The sequence below is a fragment of the Bacillus sp. FSL K6-1284 genome, assembly GCF_038002625.1.
In the GTDB taxonomy this organism is placed as follows: Bacteria; Bacillota; Bacilli; order Bacillales; family Bacillaceae; genus Bacillus; species Bacillus paralicheniformis.
The window spans coordinates 356,483-375,503 of sequence record NZ_JBBOCW010000001.1; the positions used below are offsets into that span (position 1 = coordinate 356,483).

Genomic DNA, 19,021 nt, shown 5'->3' on the forward strand with positions numbered 1-19,021 from the left:
TTTTTACATCAAAGGGGTGTATGATTCTTATTCAAAGAAGGTGACCCATATGCAATACTTTGATTTTTTATCCGCCTCTCAAAAAGAAGATGTCTTTTTCAAACTGCCGGGTTCGGTTACTAAAGACTCTCCGAAGCACATTCTGGAGCATGCGCTTGGAGCTGCGCTTTATGTTCCGGGGAACCGAAAAGATATAGCAGATGTCATGATCAATAACAAGTATCCTGAGCTGTGCTCGGTCGTTTTTTGCCTTGAAGATTCGATCGGCGATTGTGAGGTTCTCCAGGCTGAAAACAATCTTGTCAGTCAGGCCGACATGATTTACCAGGCGCAAAAACTGCAGAACATCAGCGGCGATGTGCTGCCGCTGATGTTTATCCGGGTGCGGGAACCTGAGCAAATGCTCGAATTGGGCAACAAGCTCGGCCGCGCGCTTCACTTGTTTACCGGATTCGTATTTCCGAAGTTTTCGATGCTGAATGCGGAGCACTATCTTGATACTTTAACGAAATTGTCGCAAGAATCCGGCATTGTGCTGTACGGAATGCCGATCTTTGAGACACCCGACCTGCTGGCAATGGAAACGAGGGCAAAGGCGCTTCAAGAATTAAAATCAACGCTGGGCTTTTATCAAGATATCGTTCTGAATATTAGGATTGGCGCGACTGATTTGTGCGGTCTGTATGGGATAAGAAGAAAACCGGAAACGCCGATTTATGACGTTTTGGTCATCTCTGATTTCATCAAAGATATCGTCAATTATTTCGGCTTGCAATTTGTGATTTCGGGGCCTGTCTGGGAGTACTTTGAAGATGCTTCGCGAACAGTTCAGACTTTTGGGCCGAATTGGGCTGATGCGGGGGAATCTTCGCTTGTGGTCAATCGGTATATAGACGGATTGATCAATGAAACGCTTCTTGATCTGGCCAACGGCATTCACGGCAAGAGCGTGATTCATCCGTCACAAATAAAAGCGGTCCAAAGCCTGCACGTTATATCAATGGAAGATTATCTGGATGCCCTGAGCATCGTCGAAAGTGCCGACGGCACCCGAGGCGTTGTGAAAAGCTCTTTTTCAAATAAAATGATCGAAATCAAGCCGTACCTCAGCTGGGCCAAAAAAATATTATTAAAGGCTGAAATCTACGGTGTATATCATGAAAACCGCAGCTATACAGACATACTTAGAGCGTCCAAACCGCTTTCAAATCTTGGATCGTTCGGAAGTTAGGCCGGGCCGGGTGTTGAGAAATGGGCAAAGCGCCTTTGCTGTATAAATGCCGCACCATCTCTCCGGTCTCAAAAATAAGAGCCGTAGACGGCAATCATATATTGTGAATATTCTCAGGAGAAAACAAATGAATGTTTAGGATGAACAGCCATGATGAAAATAGTCGATCTCACGAGCAGCGAGATTCTCAGTTCCCAGCAGGCTTGTGAAGAGTGGGGGATTGATTCGTCTACGCTCCGAAAGAGAGCGCATGATTTTCCTGCAGGAACAATCCGAAAGTTCGGGACAACCTATGCCGTAACAAGAGCGGGCATGTGTGCCGTATTTGGACGGAAAAGTGACACTGACTCAGAAGAAAGGGGAGACGGCTGAGCGCTATGAATCAAGAGATTAATATTCAAAACGCCCTGGTCAATGATGATGAATGGAAGCAGATCATCAAGAAGCCGCTGCCGGAGAGAACCCCGTATGAAAAAAACGGACATCTGATGATAAGCCGTCTGGCGGGACGGATTCTCGGAACGCCGCACGATGAAACGGATTACTACATATATCTCCATGAGCTGTATGAGTCCGGTGATGTGCATGTGTTAAGCGAGACGCTTGATAAGACCATTTCTCCGGAAAGGTTTCAGGCCATACAGCGCATCCATATGGTCAATCAGAGAGAAAAAGGGCTTTCCGTCAATCGGTTTGCCGCTTTTCTCGACGGGGAGCAGCTCATTCCTAAGCACCCTGACGCCGCGATACACCGCCATTTAAGGAAGGCGCTTATCGAAGTGCTGCAGATGTTTCAGTCCTTTCATGAAAAAGGATTGAACGATCCGGAGTTTCGCCGGGTCCTCCTCGACCTTGTCAAATGGATGGGCAATCATTTGGAGAAGTGGCTGAAAGAAGCCGACTGCGAAAATGCGATGCCGAAAGTGGTTTGGTATGGGGACACCACAAAGAGCCAACGGTATTTTTTATACTATTTGATGCTTGTCGGATGTGATGTGCTGCTGTTTCATCCGGAGGGAAAAGACGAATTTCGCCAGCTTGATCCTGAGCAAAAGCTTTCTTTTGTTTTCACATACCCGGGCACGTCTGCATTAGAGCCGTTCCCGACTGAAAAGCCTCAGCGAAAATCAACGGTGGCGTACCGTTCCGCGAAGGAGCTGGATACTGTTCTGCACAATGAGGATTCGCTCATGTACAAACCTTGGCAGTTCAGGGAGCATACCCCGGTCTCCGTGACTTTGAAGACCACGTATGATGAACTGTTTTTAATTGCGAAGGAACGCGCCTTTATCAGACCCGATTTTCAAGCGTCTCAATCAACGGTCAACATTCCGAACTTATTCGCGATGGTCATGGGCGTCTCCAGCAATGAAAAAGAGTATTGGGACCGTCTGCAGACGCTGACGGAGTATAAGGAGTCGCATACGATCCGGCGCTTCCCGTTTACAAAGGAAGAGACGTCCAATTATCAATTCCATTACAGCCATGCGCTTGATCAAACGGGGGCGATCGATCCGGGCCGATTAATGGAGAGCAATATATGGCGCTACAAGCATTTGCCTGAGGGAGTGCAGCGCGGCATTGCCCAAGCGGTTTCCAGGCTGTGCAAAAGCCCGAAGATGCTGGCCTTGAACAATGAAAAATCAGCCGATGTGCAGCTGTATTTGTTTACCCAGGCGGTACAGCTTCCGGCAGCGCTTTTGAATATGATTCAGACATTTGACTATTCACAGACAGTGCCGAAGCTGATCTTGTACCACACTGAACAGACGGGAACACTCACCCGTTCAGACGCGGCCGCCTTGCTTTTGTTAAATGAAATCGGCATCGATATCATCATCTATAATCCGCCGGGCTATAAGTGTATTGACCGCTATATCGATGGACAGCATTTCGATACCCATTGGCTTGATGACATGTCCTTCAACCAGGAATTTAAAGAGCCGTCAATCGTCCGGAAGTTCATCAATAAAATCTTTTAAGGAGGGAGCCACTCTGATGGCAAATCCAAATGAAACAAGCATCGTCAATATCAGCAAAGAGGAAGAGATCACGATTGAAAAAGCGGAAGACATCCGTGCCAAACTCCGCCGGGAGCCCGATGTGCAAGCTCTGACACGGCAAATTGACGTAAAAAACCAAGTGGAGCTTTTAGAATTCGGAAAAGAGCCCGCTCTTGAAATATCCAAGTTCTCAGACCGTATTCTCTCTATGATGAGAACAAACAGTGTGACAGATTCAGGTGCGATGTTGACGCAGCTCGGTAAAATCATGGACCGCTTTGACAAGAATGACTTTGAAGAACAGAAAGGCCTGCTTTCCAAGTTATTTAAGCGCGGCAACAGCATGATCGAGAAAATATTTAAAAAATATCAAACGCTCGGCGGTGAAATCGAAAAAATCAACGTCGAAATTTCGAAATATAAAGATGAAATGACAAAATCGACCGTGACGCTTGATGAAATGTATGAAAGCAACCTCAATTACTATGTGGAGCTGGAGAAATACGTCGTAGCCGGCCAGATGAAAATAGAAGAATTGCAGCAGCTCATCCCTGAATATGAAGCGAAAGCGGCCAGCGGTAACCAAATGGCACAGATGGAGCTTGATACGCTTCGAAATGGTATTCAAGCGCTGGAAGAACGGGTGTATGATCTCGATATGGCGCGGATGGTTGCGATTCAAACCGCGCCGCAAATCCGTCTGCTCCAGCGCGGAAACACAAAGCTGATCGGAAAAATCAACTCGGCATTCATCATTACGATTCCGATTTTCAAAAACGGCATCATCCAGGCGGTGACCGCCAAGCGCCAAAAGCTTGTCGCCGATTCAATGAGCGAACTCGACCGCCGCACCAACGAAATGCTGAAGCGAAACGCGGAAAATATTTCGAGCCAGTCCGTTGAAATCGCGAGAATGTCCGGAAGGCCGAGCATCGATATTGAAACGATCGAACAGTCTTGGAATACGATTGTCAAAGGCATGCAGGAGACGAAGCAGATTGAAGATGAGAACAAACGCCTGCGCGAAGAAGGGGCCAAACGCATATTGGAACTTCAGGACAATATGAAAAAAGCCGCTTTAAACGGTTAAAAAGGATAGTGAAGAAGCCGTCCGCCGGATGATCTGGCGACGGCTTCAAATATACAAAAAATCACCGCCATGATAGGCGGTTTTTTATGTTATGCTAGAGAAAGAGAATCGCATGGTAAAAAATATATAAACATGAAGGGGATGGAAGTATATGGCCGCTTTATGGCTGGCATTCGGCGGCGGTTTCCTGTCGTTTATTTCTCCGTGCTGCCTGCCTTTGTATCCATCATTTATTTCCTACATCACCGGGATTTCGGTCAGCGATTTGAAAGACCGAGATGCAAAGCGCATCAAACAATCGGTGATGATTCACGCGGCTGCTTTTTTGGTCGGCTTTTCTGTAATTTTTTACATATTGGGTTTCTCCGCCAGCTCGTTTGGCCTGCTGTTTTTGCAATACCATAACTTGATCCGCATGCTGGGTGGAATATTTGTCGTCGTCATGGGCCTGTTCCTCCTCGGCGTTTTCCGGCCGGCTTTCATGATGAAGGAGCGGCGCCTTTCGTTTAGAAGAGGGAAAATAGGCTTGTTGAATTCAATGCTTGTCGGAATGGTTTTTGCGGCGGGCTGGACGCCGTGCATCGGGCCTATATTCGGAACGATCGCATATGCAAATTTTCAGAACCCTGATTTTGGGAGCGCATTCATGATGATCACCGCATATTCTCTAGGTTTTGCCATTCCTTTTTTGCTCATGGCGTTTTTTATCGGAAACATCAGGCCGCTTATGAAATATTCGAATATGCTCATGAAAATCGGCGGTGCGCTGATGATCGTCATCGGCATCCTGCTTTATACGGACAACATGATATGGATGAATATCTGGTATTCGAATTTGACGAATCTCTTTTGAAAAGCTTCCCGCGCCGCATTATGCGAGTAAGATTGTGAAAAACAGCAAAATCGCGGAGGATATCATGTGCTTGTTTGATCACTCATTTAAGGGACATGAGGATTTAGCCAATCGATTTTGGAAGGTTCGCAAATCTGAAGAGCCAAACGGGCTTTACCCGCTCGATAGCGGGATGCTGGAATTCGCGAAAAAAGTGCTTGAATCTTCATTTCAACAATCGGGAGGATCAGGGTGATATACGCTGCTTCTATTCACACGAGCATCCAATCGTCACGGTCCTGGCAGGAATAGAAAACCGCCCGAAAAGAATCGAGCGGCTCCCTTTATATTCGAATTGATTTCTCCTCGGTTTTCCACTGTTTTTTCCATCCGGCCTGAGCAAGCAAAAGCAGTCCGAGTGCCAAAAATGCGATAACGGTAAAGGTGAGGAATCCGCTTGAATACGTACCCGTGATTTGCTTCAGCGTTCCGAGAATATTCGGGAGGAAGAATCCGCCGATTCCCCCCGCAGCGCCCACGACTCCCGTCACCATCCCGATCTCTTGCTGAAATCGCTGCGGTACAAGCTGGAATATCGCGCCGTTCCCCATCCCGAGGCAGCCCATGCCGATAAATAATGCGGCTGTGACAACGCCAAGAGATGGGAGCATACTGACTGAGAACATGCACAGAGCCACCCCGATAAAGAGGAATTGCAGCAGACGCACGCCGCCGATTTTATCGGCAATCAACCCGCCGACAGGGCGGAGGCAGCTTCCTGATGCAACGACGAGCGTGACAAATTCGCCGGCCCTTACCGCCGGAACGGCATACTGGGATGCAAAAAAGTAGCTTAAAAAGTTGGACAAGCCGACAAAACCTCCGAATGTTACGCTGTAGAGAAGGCAAAAATACCAAGTGTCCCTTTCTTTGAAAACAGCAAAATAGTCTTTGAGCGGTTTAGGCGCCGGCTGATTCGGAGGTTCTTTTGCCATAAGGAAATAGCTGAATAACACGAGTATCAGAGGAATCAGCGCCAATCCCATGACGCCGTTCCAGCCCACTTGCTCCGCCAGGCGAGGGCCGAATAGTGTAGCGAGCAGTGTTCCGCTGTTTCCCGCTCCGGCGATCCCCATGGCAAGGCCTTGCAAGTGCGGCGGATACCAGCGGCTCGCCATTGGCAGGGATGCGGAAAAGCTTGCGCCTGCCACACCGAGTAAAATTCCGATGATATACAGCTCGGCGACCGATGAACCGAACTGCCACCCCCATATCAGCGGAATCATCGTCACCAGCATTCCGCCAATAGCCGTTTTTTTCGGTCCGAAACGGTCGGTTAAAATGCCGAGCACAATCCGGAAAAACGATCCGGCCAAAGTAGGTATGGCGACAATCAATCCGACCTGTGATGGAGATAAATCAAAATCAGCCGTAATATAAACACCAAGCGCCCCCAGCAACACCCAAATCATAAAGCTGACATCGAAATATAAAAAAGATGACAACAAGGAAGGCGCGTGTCCGCTCTTCCTCAAATCCGCCAATTTCAATTGCAACACTCCCCATCCGATAGATTCTAGAATTTATCATGACAAAATAGAATAGGGTTGGCAGTATTTTTGTCAGCTTTACTAACAAACTAAAAGATTGAATATTTAAAATGTTAATTTGGACGGCATTATACCCGGCGATGATTGAATGTTGCTGAAGATTTGAGGTGTTATGACTGTTGAAAAGGGGAAACTTAGATTGGAATGGGCCTGATGCACTTGCAGATAAAGCAGTCTTTTGCAGCACGTTTACCAATTTTTCTTTAGCTGTAAGGCATATTTTTACCAAAAAATGTACAAATTTAAGGAAGAAGTATGTAGAGACACAAAATAGACATAAATAAAAATGTATATCACTTGAAAAAGTATGTGAAGTATTGCACAATATGAATGTGAAGAGTTTCACAAACAGCTTAGATTTTAAAACAAACGGCAAAGGAATGATGAGTCATGAGAAACCAAAAAGTAAACCGTACAGTTTTGATCGGTGCGGGTTTTGTTGGAAGCAGTTATGCATTTACGTTAATTAACCAAGGTATCACAGACGAACTTGTGATCATTGATTTAAATAAAGACAAAGCAATGGGCGATGTCATGGATTTAAACCACGGTAAAGCATTTGCCCCACATCCTGTGAAAACATGGTACGGCACATATGAGGACTGCAAAGACGCCGACATTGTCTGCGTATGCGCCGGAGCAAACCAAAAGCCGGGGGAAACCCGTCTGGATCTTGTCGAAAAAAACCTGAGAATTTTCAAAGGAATTATCGGAGAAGTCATGGCCAGCGGTTTTGACGGCATCTTCCTTGTCGCTACAAACCCGGTCGACATCTTGACTTACGCGACTTGGAAATTCAGCGGACTTCCGAAAGAACGCGTGATCGGAAGCGGTACAACACTTGATACAGCCCGTTTCCGTTACTTGCTCAGCGAGTATTTCGGTGTCGCTGCCCACAATGCGCACGGCTACATCATTGGTGAACATGGAGATACGGAGCTGCCTGTCTGGAGCCACGCGAATATTGGCGGAGTTCCCGTCAGCGACTTGCTGAAAAGAAATGAGAAATACAAAGCAGAAGATCTTGATGAACTGTTTGACAATGTCAAAAACGCCGCTTACCACATTATCGAGAAAAAAGGTGCGACATACTACGGAGTTGCCATGAGCCTCGCGCGTATCACGAAAGCGATTTACCGCAATGAAGAAGCGATTTTAACCGTGAGCGCACATCTTGAAGGCGAATTTGGGGAAAATGATGTTTATATCGGAGTTCCGGCGGTTGTCGGCCGATGCGGAGCGAGGGAAATTGTTGAGCTCGACCTGAATGAAAAGGAAAAACAGCAATTCAAGCATAGCGCAGGTGTGTTAAAAGCAATTTTAAAACCGCATTTTGAACTGCAGGCATAACTGAACATCATGAAGATACTAACATCATGAAGATTGCGAGATGATGAAAATGTGGCAGCAGATATACGATCCGTTTGGGAATCTGTTTATCAGCGCTTTTGCCGCCATTCTGCCGATTCTTTTCTTTCTCCTTGCATTGACCGTGCTGAAGATGAAAGGAATCATCGCGTCATTTTTGACGCTGGCGGTCAGCTTTATTGTAGCGGTTTTCTTTTTTCACATGCCGGCTGCGAAAGCTGTCTCAGCCGTTTTACTTGGAATTGCAAACGGTCTTTGGCCGATCGGATATATTGTCCTGATGGCTGTATGGCTTTACAAAATTTCTGTCAAAACCGGAAAGTTTAAAGTGATCAGAGCGAGCATTGCCGGGATTTCGTCTGACCAGCGGCTTCAGTTATTGCTGATCGGGTTCAGTTTTAATGCCTTTTTGGAAGGCGCGGCAGGCTTCGGCGTGCCGATTGCGATCAGTGCCGTTCTTCTTGTCGAGCTTGGTTTTAAACCTTTAAAAGCGGCATCTCTATGTTTAATTGCGAATGCGGCATCCGGGGCCTTTGGAGCGATCGGAATTCCGGTAATCACAGGAGCACAGATGGGAGGCTTGACACCGGTTGAGCTTTCCAGAACGCTCGCTTTGATGCTGCCGTTCATCACTTTCTTTGTCCCGTTCCTGCTCGTTTTCATACTGGACGGGTTTAAAGGAATAAGGGAAACGCTGCCGGCTCTCCTTGTATTAAGCGGAAGCTATACGGCGGTGCAGACTATAACGATGATTGGATTGGGGCCGGAACTTGCGGACATTTTGGCCGCTTTAATCAGTATGGGAGCGCTGGCGCTGTTTTTGAAAAAGTGGCAGCCGCGCCACATATACAGAGAAACCGGGAATGAACATGAACCCGCTGAAAAATATCATGCAGCAGACATTATGAAAGCCTGGTCTCCGTTTTATATCTTGACCGCCGTCATTGCGGTGTGGAGCCTGCCCGGTTTTAAAGGACTTTTTCAGGAAGGCGGATGGCTGAAACAATCGACGATTTTATTCAACATGCCTTTTCTTCACCGGGAAGTGCTGAAAACGCCGCCAATCGCTCCGGAACCGGCACCGCTTGATGCCGTGATGAAGCTTGACTTCATTTCAGCGACGGGTACGGCGATACTGATCGCCGTGATCTTCACGATTGTGCTGAGCCGAAACATCAGTTTCCGCGGAGGACTTTCCAGCCTGAAAGAGACGGTCAAGGAACTGTGGCTTCCCGTTCTGACCATTTGCTTTGTGATGGGTTTTGCAAACCTGGCCAATTATGCCGGATTGAGTTCAACCATCGGACTGGCGCTTGCCAAAGCGGGGGATATTTTTCCGTTCGTCAGTCCCGTATTGGGCTGGATCGGCGTGTTTATCACTGGTTCAGTCGTCAGCAACAATGCATTATTCGGCCACCTGCAAGCTGTCACCGGAGCGCAAATCGGGACAAGCTCAGCGTTGCTGCTTGCCGCCAATACCGCGGGAGGCGTGATGGCCAAGCTGATCTCACCGCAGTCGATTGCGATTGCAACAGCCGCGGTCCAAGAGACAGGGCAGGAATCAAAGCTTTTCAGCCAAACCGTTAAATATAGCTTGATCCTGCTTTTCATCATATGCATTTGGACATTTGCACTTTCAAAGCTTGGCATATAAAGAAGAGCCTTTTCCCGCAATGGGAAAAGGCTTTTTAAGCTGTTTGTTCTATCATGTCCTCTTTTTGAATACATTGTACAAGTTATCCGCGGAAGGGGGACGAGATATGATAAACATCTTCCTGAGTTATGTGTTTTTGGGCTTGTCATTGGCCGCACCTGTCGGCCCTGTAAATGCGGCGCAGATCGACAGGGGCATGAAAGGCGGATTCTTTCATGCCTGGCTGTTTGGACTTGGCGCTGTGACGGCGGATGTCTTATATATGGCTTTAATCTACTTTGGAGTCGCTCAATTTTTGACAGCGCCATTCTTAAAAACGTTTTTATGGCTGTTTGGTTTTTTTGTTTTGACCTATACGGGGATCGAGAGCCTGGTCAAGGCGAAGGAAGTATCGCTGATGAGAGGTGCGGGAGAGAAAGGTTCATACCGCAAATCTTTCTTGTCTGGGCTGGTGATCTCCCTTTCAAACCCGCTGAGCATCATGTTCTGGCTCGGCATTTACGGAAGCATTTTGGCGAAAACGGTAGAAACGTACGAATCATACCAGCTGCTAATATGCAGTTCAGGCATTTTAATCGGACTTTTTTTGTGGGACTTGGCCATGTCTTTTCTTGCGGGGACATTCAGAACATTTTTAAGCCCGCGGATGATCCAAGCAACGACTTGGCTCGCGGGCATCAGTCTAATTGTTTTCGGATGTTACTTCGGCTATCAGGGGATGCTCGAACTGCTGAAGGCGGGAGGCTGATTATGTCTGCCCGTTTTTCTGTTCCTGATGGGCCCACCTTTTTTTCATCAGCATTGTCACAACAGCAATAACGGCAAGAAACAGAAGGCTCACAAAAAAGCCGGGTCTGCTGTTTTTTTCAAATAACGTACCTGAAACGGCAAATAAAATCAGGACGAGCGCTGTGATAATCTGGACATTCCCTTTCATTTTTGGCTTTGTGAGCTTTTTGCTGGAAAGCAGGATAAACATCCAGTTATAGAGCAGCATTAAGCTGGCGGCTGTTGTCATATGTTCATAAAGCTGCTTCGGCAAAAGCAGCGACAGAACGATGGAAGCAGCGAGAACGAGCACCGTCAGGCCGAGTGCCGGCCACGATACTTTCGCCTTTTCTTTTTTCGCAAAGCAGACCGGTGCATCTCCATTTTTCGCCATTGTTCCCATCAGTGTGGTGACAGCGAACAGGGAAGCAGTTAGCGTTGAAAAACCGGCGATAATGAAAATGCCGTTGAAAATATCCATGATCAAATCGAGATGAAAGTCTTTTAATGACGTAATAAACGGGCTGTTCTGTTCGGTAAATGCCCCGTGGGGGACTAGGAGCATGGCCAGCCCGATCGATGCGACGTAAATCACAGCAAGGGTTATGAGCATCAGGCTCCCTGATTTTGATGAATCTTTCGGGTCTTTTAAGTGAATCGCCATCAGACCCATGACTTCTATTCCTCCATAGGCGTAAAATGTGTAAATCAACCCCGTCCATAATCCCATAAAGCCGAAAGGGAACAATTCGTGAACCCGGTCAGGGAACTGCGCGTCAGGCGTTTTTCCTGGCAACAGCCCGCACAATGCCAAGACAGCGATGATGATAAACATTAAAATGGCCGCCGTTTTCAACACGGCCAGTATGTTTTCCGTTTTTTCAAAACTGCTGCGCCCTGTGAAAATGACGATCAGCCCGAGAATCGCATAAATGGAGGCGAACACCCACAGCGGAACCTGGTTAAACCAATGGCGTGTAAACAGGGAGATCGCTGTCAACTGACTCCCGATAATCAGCATTTCCGATGACCAGTAGACCCAGCCATTGCTAAACCCCGCCCAATTGCCGAAGGCTTCCCTGGCATAAGAACAAAAAGACCCTTCAACAGGATGATCCGCCGTTAATTTCGCCAGCTGCTGAAAGACGAGAAAAGTGCCAAGGGCAGCAAGAAGAAAGGCGGCTAATACGGAAAAGCCGCTTTTCTTAATCGCGATGCTTGAACCGAGAAAAAACCCCGTTCCAATTGTGCAGCCGACTCCGATCATGGAGAGCTGCCACCATTTTAAATCTCCTTTTTTCGCTTGTCGTTTCATCGTTTCAACCCCTCTAAATCTTCTTGTTATTTTGCCATGGGGAGCCTTTTTTATTCACGAAGAAAAGAGGGAGGAAAGGCTCTCTGCGCACCTCAATATTCACTTTGAAATAAAACATATGCTATAGTTAAAGACATAATCATTACGGTTCATTCAGTCAAAAGGAGGAATGACGGATGACTTTACAAGAAAAAATCATGCAGGAACTGAATGTAAAGCCTTCTATCGAACCGAAACAGGAAATTGAAAAAAGGGTCGGTTTTTTAAAAAGCTATTTGAAAAAAACGGGTGCCAAAGGTTTTGTTTTAGGCATCAGCGGAGGACAGGACTCCACATTGGCGGGCAGGCTTGCCCAGCTGGCTGTTGAAGAATTGAGAGAAGAAGGCGTTCAGGCGGAATTTATTGCGGTCCGCTTGCCTTACGGCGTTCAGCAGGATGAAGATGACGCCCAGCTGGCGCTCAAATTTATCCAGCCGGACAAGTCTTTTGCTTTTGACATTGCTTCAACTGTAGGCTCATTTGCTGATCAATATCAGTCAGTCACGGGAGAGGCGCTTGCCGATTTTCACAAAGGCAATGTAAAAGCAAGAGTCCGGATGATTGCCCAATATGCGATCGGGGGTCAAAATCAGCTGCTGGTGATCGGAACAGACCATGCTGCAGAAGCTGTTACCGGATTCTTCACAAAATACGGAGACGGAGGCGCAGACCTTTTGCCGCTAACAGGATTGACAAAGCGCCAGGGCAGAAGCCTGCTGGAAGAACTGGGAGCGCCGGAGCGGCTTTATACGAAGTCTCCGACCGCCGATTTGCTTGATGAAAAACCTCAGCAATCCGATGAAACAGAGCTCGGCCTGACGTATGATAACATCGACGACTACCTTGAAGGAAAAGCCGTCTCCAGCGAGGTGGCCGAGGCGATCGAAAAACGCTATAAGGCATCCGAGCACAAACGCCAAGTCCCTGCTTCAATGTTTGACGACTGGTGGAAATAGCAAAAAAGAGGCTGACTTCAGCCTCTTTTTTTATTAACAGGCACCCTATATCATTCAAGCTGGATTTGCCCTATAATTAAGATATTTGATTCCTTTATGCAAGGAGGAGTAGAAGCTGGAAATGAATGCCGCAATGAGAGATAAGAATATCGTGCTGATCGGGTTTATGGGCGTCGGGAAAACAACCATCGGTCAGCTTCTGTCAAAGAAATTAGACCGCGACTTTATCGATATCGACCAGCAGATTGAAAATGACTTTCAAATGACTATTCCGGAGATGTTTAAACAAAAAGGGGAAGCGTTTTTCAGACAGACTGAAAAAGAATATATTTTTCAGATGTGCGAACATACAATGGGCAGCATCGTATCTTTAGGGGGAGGCGCTTTCCAACAGGAGGACATCAGAAAGAAGTGTCTCGAACACTGCTTTGTCATCTTTCTTGATTTAACATGGGAGAGTTGGAAGCAGCGGATGGATCTCTTGATTGAGAACAGGCCGGTTCTTCATAACCGCTCAATCGAAGAAATGAAACAGCTGTTTAATGAGAGAAAGAGCATGTATGCATTCCACAACTTGAAAGTCGAAACAGATCACCGGTCTGCCGAGGAAACGGCCGACTACATTGTGGAGATGCTGGGGCTTGCCTGATCTTAAACAAACGTTTAATTAAGCTGTTTCTATCGCTGTGTCAATATATTGAGCCAATGATTTGTCTGATCATTGGCTCTTTCGGTCTTGTTTGACCGTTTGGCGTCCCGCCGCCATAAAAACGGGCAGGCCAAAGATACACGGCAGCCACTTCTCTGGATAAGATCTTTTCTGGCTCTGCGACCGCAAAAAAGTCGCTTAATGCCTGAGCAGACACTATAATGTAAATAATAGAAACGATAAACTGGCGGTGCACTTATTATGAAACAGCGAATTCAAGAAGAACTGAAAAACATTGAAGCGACATACGGTGTTAAAATCCTCTATGCGGTTGAATCGGGCAGCAGAGCCTGGGGCTTTCCCTCACAGGACAGTGATTACGATGTCAGATTTATTTATGTCCATCAAAAAGATTGGTATCTGTCAATTGATGCAAAGCGCGATGTGATTGAACTGCCGATTGACGATTCTCTCGATATCAGCGGTTGGGAGCTGACAAAAGCGTTAAGACTGTTTAGGAAATCAAACCCTCCGCTTCTCGAATGGCTTTCCTCGGGAACGGTTTATTATGAAGCCTATTCGCTGGCGGAAAACATGAGGCGGCTGAAAAGCCGCGCCTTTTCTCCAGTCTCCTGCATGTACCATTATCTCAATATGGCATCAGGGAATTTCCGCCACTATCTGCAGCGGGAAGAAGTGAAAATCAAAAAATATTTTTATGTGCTCCGCCCAATTCTGGCTTGTCAGTGGATTGAAAGCCGCCGGACGGTTCCTCCGATTGAATTTCAGGTTTTGCTTGACGAACTTACGGAAGATGGACCGCTGAAAACGGAAATCCAACAGCTGCTTGAGAGGAAAAAGAAAGGGGAGGAGTTCAATCTTGAACCTCAAAACCCTATCCTCCACGCATTTATTGATCGTGAATTGGAGCGGCTTCAGACGGTTGCCAAAGCATATAAAACAGATCATGAAGATCTGACGCAGGAGCTTGACCGGCTGTTTAGAGAAACGCTAGACGAGGTGTGGGCATAATATGATATTCCCTTTAAGTATTCTTAAAGGGTTTTTTCTTTGCATTCATAGGGAAATGGTTGAGTATAACAGAAAGCGTTTTCAAATAAAGCGGCGCGGAACGGCAGAAAGGGCATTCTTAAAAACGGGTTCGCCGAAAACGCATCCTGTTCTTTACCGAAGTTTCTTCCTGATTCTATTGTCGTATACCATCCAAGTTTTAGGAAGAAAGTTTCTGAAAAAATCCCAGCAGATGTAAAACATTGTGGAAAAACCACAAAAATCGTCAGCTTTTTTGTATTTTCGAAATATTGTGAATCGGCCCTTGGCTCTTATAAAATTAAGAATATAAAGAAATATTTCATGAGATGGCGGGGTGTGATAATGGAAGTGATAACAAGAGACTTTTTCCTATTCTTATCTAAAAGCAGCATCCTGAATCGCCTGGCGAGAAATTGGGGGAGTTCCGTCGCGACCGGAAAAATTATCGGAGGAAAAGATTTTGAAGCTTCAATTCCGATTATTAAGGGGCTGAACGAACAAGGATTGACTGTCACAGTTGATCACTTGGGCGAATTTGTAGACAGCAGGGAAGTCGCAAGGGAACGCACGCAGGAATGCATTCGGGCCATTCAGCTGATTGCTCAGGAACAGCTTAATTCACATGTTTCATTAAAGATGACGTCACTGGGGCTCGATATTGACCTTGACCTTGTCAGGGATAATATGACCAGCATCCTGGAATGTGCCGAACAGCACAAAGTGATGGTCACAATCGATATGGAAGATGAAGTGCGCTGCCAAAAGACGCTTGACCTCTTTAAGGAGTTCAGGCAGAAATACGAGTATGTCAGCACTGTCCTGCAAGCTTATTTGTACCGGACCGAACAGGATTTGGAGGAGCTTAATCCGTATAATCCGTTTTTCCGTCTTGTGAAGGGAGCTTATAAAGAATCCCCGCAAGTGGCGTTTCCTGACAAAAAAGATGTAGATGAGAATTACAAAAAGCTCATTAAAAAGCAGCTGCTGAGCGGCCATTACACAGCCATCGCAACTCATGACGACAAGATGATTGATTACACCAAGGAAATTGCGAATGAGCATCAAATCGGCAAAGACCGGTTCGAATTTCAAATGCTGTACGGGATGCGCAGCAAAACTCAGCTGGAACTGGTGAAGGAAGGCTACAATATGCGTGTGTATCTTCCTTACGGAGACGACTGGTACGGATACTTTATGAGACGGCTTGCCGAACGGCCTGCCAACATCGCTTTTGCGTTTAAAGGCATGACGAAGAAATAAAACGATAAAAAGGGGAGATTAGCATGACAACACCTTACAAACACGAACCATTTACAAATTTCGGGATCGAAGAAAACCGGAAGGCATTCGAAAAAGCTCTGGAAACGGTAAATAACGAATGGCTGGGTCAGTCCTATCCTCTTGTTATCGATGGAGAAAGGTATGAAACGGAAGACAAGATCGTATCGATCAATCCTGCAAACAAAGAAGAAGTTGTAGGCACGGTATCCAAGGCTACTCAGGATCATGCGGAAAAGGCCATTCAGGCGGCTGCGAAAGCGTTTGAAACTTGGAGATACACAGATCCTGAAGAAAGAGCGGCTGTTTTATTCCGCGCGGCTGCCAATGTGCGCCGCAAAAAGCATGAGTTTTCTGCGCTTCTAGTCAAAGAAGCAGGTAAACCTTGGAATGAAGCGGATGCGGATACGGCAGAAGCGATCGATTTTATGGAATACTATGCGCGGCAAATGATTGAGCTTGCGAAAGGAAAGCCGGTTAACAGCCGTGAAGGCGAACGAAATCAATATGTGTACACACCGACTGGTGTAACGGTTGTTATTCCGCCTTGGAACTTCCTCTTCGCGATCATGGCCGGAACGACGGTTGCGCCGATCGTGACAGGAAACACGGTTGTTCTGAAGCCCGCAAGCGCAGCGCCTGTCATTGCTGCCAAGTTCGTTGAAGTGCTTGAAGAAAGCGGACTTCCAAAAGGAGTAGTCAACTTCGTCCCTGGAAGCGGAGCTGAAGTCGGGGATTACCTGGTGGATCATCCGAAAACAAGCATCATTACGTTTACAGGTTCAAGGGAAGTCGGAACGCGCATTTTTGAGCGTGCAGCGAAGGTTCAGCCTGGTCAGACACACTTAAAACAAGTGATTGCTGAAATGGGCGGAAAAGATACGGTCGTCGTTGATGAGGATTGTGACATTGAATTGGCTGCACAATCAATTTTCACATCTGCCTTCGGCTTTGCAGGCCAAAAATGTTCAGCAGGTTCACGGGCTGTCGTGCATGAAAAGGTATATGACGAAGTATTGAAGCGCGTAATCGAAATTACGGAGTCCAAGAAAGTCGGAGAGCCTGACAGCGCGGACGTTTATATGGGACCTGTCATCGACCAGGCATCGTATAATAAAATCATGGACTATATCGAAATCGGAAAAGAAGAAGGCCGCTTAGTCAGCGGAGGAAAAGGCGATGATTCAAAAGGCTACTTCATCGATCCGACGATCTTTGCCGATCTGGATCCGAAAGCCCGGTTAATGCAGGAAGAAATTTTCGGACCTGTTGTTGCTTTCTCAAAAGTCTGCAGCTTTGATGAGGCGCTGGAAGTTGCCAACAACACCGAATACGGCCTGACAGGCGCGGTCATTACTAAAAACCGCGACCATATCAACAGAGCAAAACAAGAATTCCATGTCGGAAATCTGTATTTCAACCGCAACTGTACAGGGGCGATCGTCGGCTACCATCCGTTTGGCGGTTTCAAAATGTCGGGAACTGATTCTAAAGCGGGCGGCCCTGATTATCTTGCGCTTCACATGCAGGCGAAAACGATCAGTGAAACGTTTTAAGGTGTAAGAAAAGGGGTTAAACAGGGGGACGAAGGCAGCCTTTCATAGGCTGCCTTCAAAAAAAGAGAAATTAGTCTAAAAATTTAGATAAACGGCATCTTGGGGGGAGATTCTTATTCAGAACGTACAATTGATCATTTCCATCGTGATTTACATGGTAGGGATGCTTTATATTGGGTATTACGCTTACAAACGGACAGCAAACCTCTCAGACTATATGCTTGGCGGACGGACGCTCGGGCCTGCTGTCACGGCGCTCAGCGCCGGCGCATCAGACATGAGCGGCTGGCTTTTGATGGGGCTGCCGGGCGCCATGTTTGCAACAGGCCTGAGCGGTTCATGGATTGTCATCGGCCTTGTACTCGGTGCATGGGCGAACTGGATTTTTGTGGCGCCGCGCTTGAGGTCATACACCGAGGTAGCAGGCAATTCGATCACCATCCCTGCATTTTTAGAAAACCGCTTTCATGACAAATCAAAGATCCTGCGAATATTTTCCGGAGTCGTCATTATTACCTTTTTTACGTTTTATGTATCATCAGGAATGGTTTCCGGGGGCGTTTTATTTAACAGCATGTTTAATTTGGATTACCATACAGGGCTGTGGCTCATTTCGGGCGTCGTCGTGGCTTACACGCTTTTCGGCGGGTTTTTGGCAGTCAGCTGGACGGACTTTGTCCAAGGTATCATTATGTTTGTCGCGTTAGTTCTTGTTCCGATTGTGACGGTCATTCAGACGGGAGGACCTGGAGAAGCCTTCAGCGAAATCCAGTCGATCGATCCTAACCTCCTCAATATTTTTAAAGGAACGAGTGTCCTTGGCATCATCTCCTTGTTCGCATGGGGCCTCGGCTACTTTGGACAGCCTCACATTATCGTGCGCTTTATGGCGATATCCTCTGTCAAGGAAACGAAGAAAGCTCGCCGGATCGGCATGGGTTGGATGATCTTTTCAAGTGCGGGCGCACTGCTGACCGGATTGCTCGGTATTGCGTATTACTCGAAGAACGGGCTTCACTTGGATGATCCGGAAACGATCTTCATTCAATTGGGGAACATCCTGTTTCACCCTCTGATCACAGGCTTTTTAATCTCGGCGATTTTAGCAGCGGTTATGAGTACAATTTCCTCCCAGCTGCTAGTTACATCAAGTTCTCTAACTGAAGATTTATACAAAACGCTATTTAAACGCTCTGCATCTGACAAAGAACTCGTCTTTTTCGGACGGCTTTCGGTTTTGGCGGTTTCCATTGTCGGACTCTGTCTCGCCTGGACAAAAAACAATACGATTCTCGGTCTTGTCAGCTATGCTTGGGCGGGTTTCGGCGCGTCGTTCGGCCCAGTGATCATCTTAAGTTTGTTTTGGAAGAGGATGACAAAATGGGGGGCGCTTGCCGGAATGGTTGCCGGAGCAGTTACCGTCATCATTTGGGCGGAAGCCGGACTTTCCGATGTTCTTTATGAAATGATTCCGGGCTTTGCCGCCAGCTTGCTGTTTGTGTTTGTCGTCAGTCTATTGACATCAAAACCGGAGCAGCAGGTGCTTGATGAATTCGAGCAATACAAACAAACACTGTAACGATGATGGAGATGGGGAACCATTCTCCGTCTCTCTTTTT

17 protein-coding genes are annotated in these 19,021 nt (G+C 46.9%); 15 read left to right on the forward strand and 2 right to left on the reverse strand.

Annotated features, from left to right (window positions below; all coding sequences use genetic code 11):
- Nucleotides 1-49 precede the first annotated feature (49 nt).
- The 6 genes from MHB72_RS01900 (at nt 50) to MHB72_RS01925 (ending at nt 5,412) form a co-directional block, all read left to right on the forward strand.
- Nucleotides 50-1,231 (forward strand): HpcH/HpaI aldolase/citrate lyase family protein, encoded by a 1,182-nt coding sequence (locus MHB72_RS01900; RefSeq protein WP_195536994.1) that lies wholly within the window; start codon nt 50-52, stop codon nt 1,229-1,231.
- Between the two features lie 150 nt (nt 1,232-1,381).
- The gene (locus MHB72_RS01905; RefSeq protein ID WP_003178729.1) at nt 1,382-1,603 is read left to right on the forward strand and encodes a helix-turn-helix domain-containing protein; all 222 of its coding nucleotides are present in this window, start codon (nt 1,382-1,384) and stop codon (nt 1,601-1,603) included.
- Nucleotides 1,604-1,608: 5 nt separating this feature from the next.
- Nucleotides 1,609-3,213 (forward strand): YceG family protein, encoded by a 1,605-nt coding sequence (locus MHB72_RS01910; protein WP_216921551.1) that lies wholly within the window; start codon nt 1,609-1,611, stop codon nt 3,211-3,213.
- Nucleotides 3,214-3,229: 16 nt separating this feature from the next.
- Complete coding sequence (locus MHB72_RS01915) at nt 3,230-4,324, forward strand: toxic anion resistance protein (RefSeq protein ID WP_020450069.1); 1,095 nt, start codon at nt 3,230-3,232, stop codon at nt 4,322-4,324.
- A gap of 151 nt (nt 4,325-4,475) precedes the next feature.
- Nucleotides 4,476-5,177 (forward strand): cytochrome c biogenesis CcdA family protein, encoded by a 702-nt coding sequence (locus tag MHB72_RS01920; RefSeq protein WP_026580495.1) that lies wholly within the window; start codon nt 4,476-4,478, stop codon nt 5,175-5,177.
- A 64-nt stretch (nt 5,178-5,241) separates the two neighbouring features.
- Complete coding sequence (locus MHB72_RS01925) at nt 5,242-5,412, forward strand: hypothetical protein (protein ID WP_020450071.1); 171 nt, start codon at nt 5,242-5,244, stop codon at nt 5,410-5,412.
- Between the two features lie 88 nt (nt 5,413-5,500).
- Here MHB72_RS01925 and MHB72_RS01930 read toward each other — a convergent pair whose 3' ends face one another.
- Nucleotides 5,501-6,706: a nitrate/nitrite transporter gene (locus MHB72_RS01930; protein ID WP_023857806.1), complete on the reverse strand. Its 1,206-nt coding sequence runs from the start codon at nt 6,704-6,706 to the stop codon at nt 5,501-5,503.
- A gap of 450 nt (nt 6,707-7,156) precedes the next feature.
- Here MHB72_RS01930 and MHB72_RS01935 point away from each other — a divergent pair, with 450 nt between their 5' ends.
- The 3 genes from MHB72_RS01935 to MHB72_RS01945 all read left to right on the forward strand — a co-directional run bounded on the left by MHB72_RS01935 (nt 7,157) and on the right by MHB72_RS01945 (nt 10,536).
- Nucleotides 7,157-8,116, forward strand: coding sequence for an L-lactate dehydrogenase (locus MHB72_RS01935; protein ID WP_020450073.1), 960 nt, complete (start codon nt 7,157-7,159; stop codon nt 8,114-8,116).
- A gap of 49 nt (nt 8,117-8,165) precedes the next feature.
- Nucleotides 8,166-9,788, forward strand: a complete 1,623-nt coding sequence (locus MHB72_RS01940; protein WP_023857807.1) for an L-lactate permease — start codon at nt 8,166-8,168, stop codon at nt 9,786-9,788.
- A gap of 109 nt (nt 9,789-9,897) precedes the next feature.
- Nucleotides 9,898-10,536, forward strand: a complete 639-nt coding sequence (locus MHB72_RS01945) for a LysE family translocator (protein ID WP_023855684.1) — start codon at nt 9,898-9,900, stop codon at nt 10,534-10,536.
- On the opposite strand, the gene MHB72_RS01950 is transcribed toward MHB72_RS01945, so the two are convergent.
- Complete coding sequence (locus MHB72_RS01950) at nt 10,537-11,871, reverse strand: amino acid permease (RefSeq protein WP_216921546.1); 1,335 nt, start codon at nt 11,869-11,871, stop codon at nt 10,537-10,539.
- A gap of 176 nt (nt 11,872-12,047) precedes the next feature.
- Between MHB72_RS01950 and nadE the strand changes: the two genes are divergently transcribed.
- The 6 genes from nadE (at nt 12,048) to putP (ending at nt 18,981) form a co-directional block, all read left to right on the forward strand.
- The gene (nadE, locus tag MHB72_RS01955) at nt 12,048-12,866 is read left to right on the forward strand and encodes an ammonia-dependent NAD(+) synthetase (protein WP_020450077.1); all 819 of its coding nucleotides are present in this window, start codon (nt 12,048-12,050) and stop codon (nt 12,864-12,866) included.
- 121 nt (nt 12,867-12,987) lie between these two features.
- The gene (locus tag MHB72_RS01960; RefSeq protein WP_079289466.1) at nt 12,988-13,515 is read left to right on the forward strand and encodes a shikimate kinase; all 528 of its coding nucleotides are present in this window, start codon (nt 12,988-12,990) and stop codon (nt 13,513-13,515) included.
- Nucleotides 13,516-13,776: 261 nt separating this feature from the next.
- A complete protein-coding gene (locus MHB72_RS01965) occupies nt 13,777-14,547 on the forward strand; it encodes a nucleotidyltransferase domain-containing protein (protein WP_026580500.1) in 771 nt (256 codons plus the stop codon).
- Between the two features lie 369 nt (nt 14,548-14,916).
- Nucleotides 14,917-15,828: a proline dehydrogenase family protein gene (locus MHB72_RS01970; protein ID WP_216921768.1), complete on the forward strand. Its 912-nt coding sequence runs from the start codon at nt 14,917-14,919 to the stop codon at nt 15,826-15,828.
- Nucleotides 15,829-15,851: 23 nt separating this feature from the next.
- A complete protein-coding gene (gene pruA / locus MHB72_RS01975) occupies nt 15,852-17,402 on the forward strand; it encodes an L-glutamate gamma-semialdehyde dehydrogenase (RefSeq protein ID WP_216921543.1) in 1,551 nt (516 codons plus the stop codon).
- Nucleotides 17,403-17,532: 130 nt separating this feature from the next.
- The gene (gene putP / locus MHB72_RS01980; protein WP_105980692.1) at nt 17,533-18,981 is read left to right on the forward strand and encodes a sodium/proline symporter PutP; all 1,449 of its coding nucleotides are present in this window, start codon (nt 17,533-17,535) and stop codon (nt 18,979-18,981) included.
- Nucleotides 18,982-19,021 lie beyond the last annotated feature (40 nt).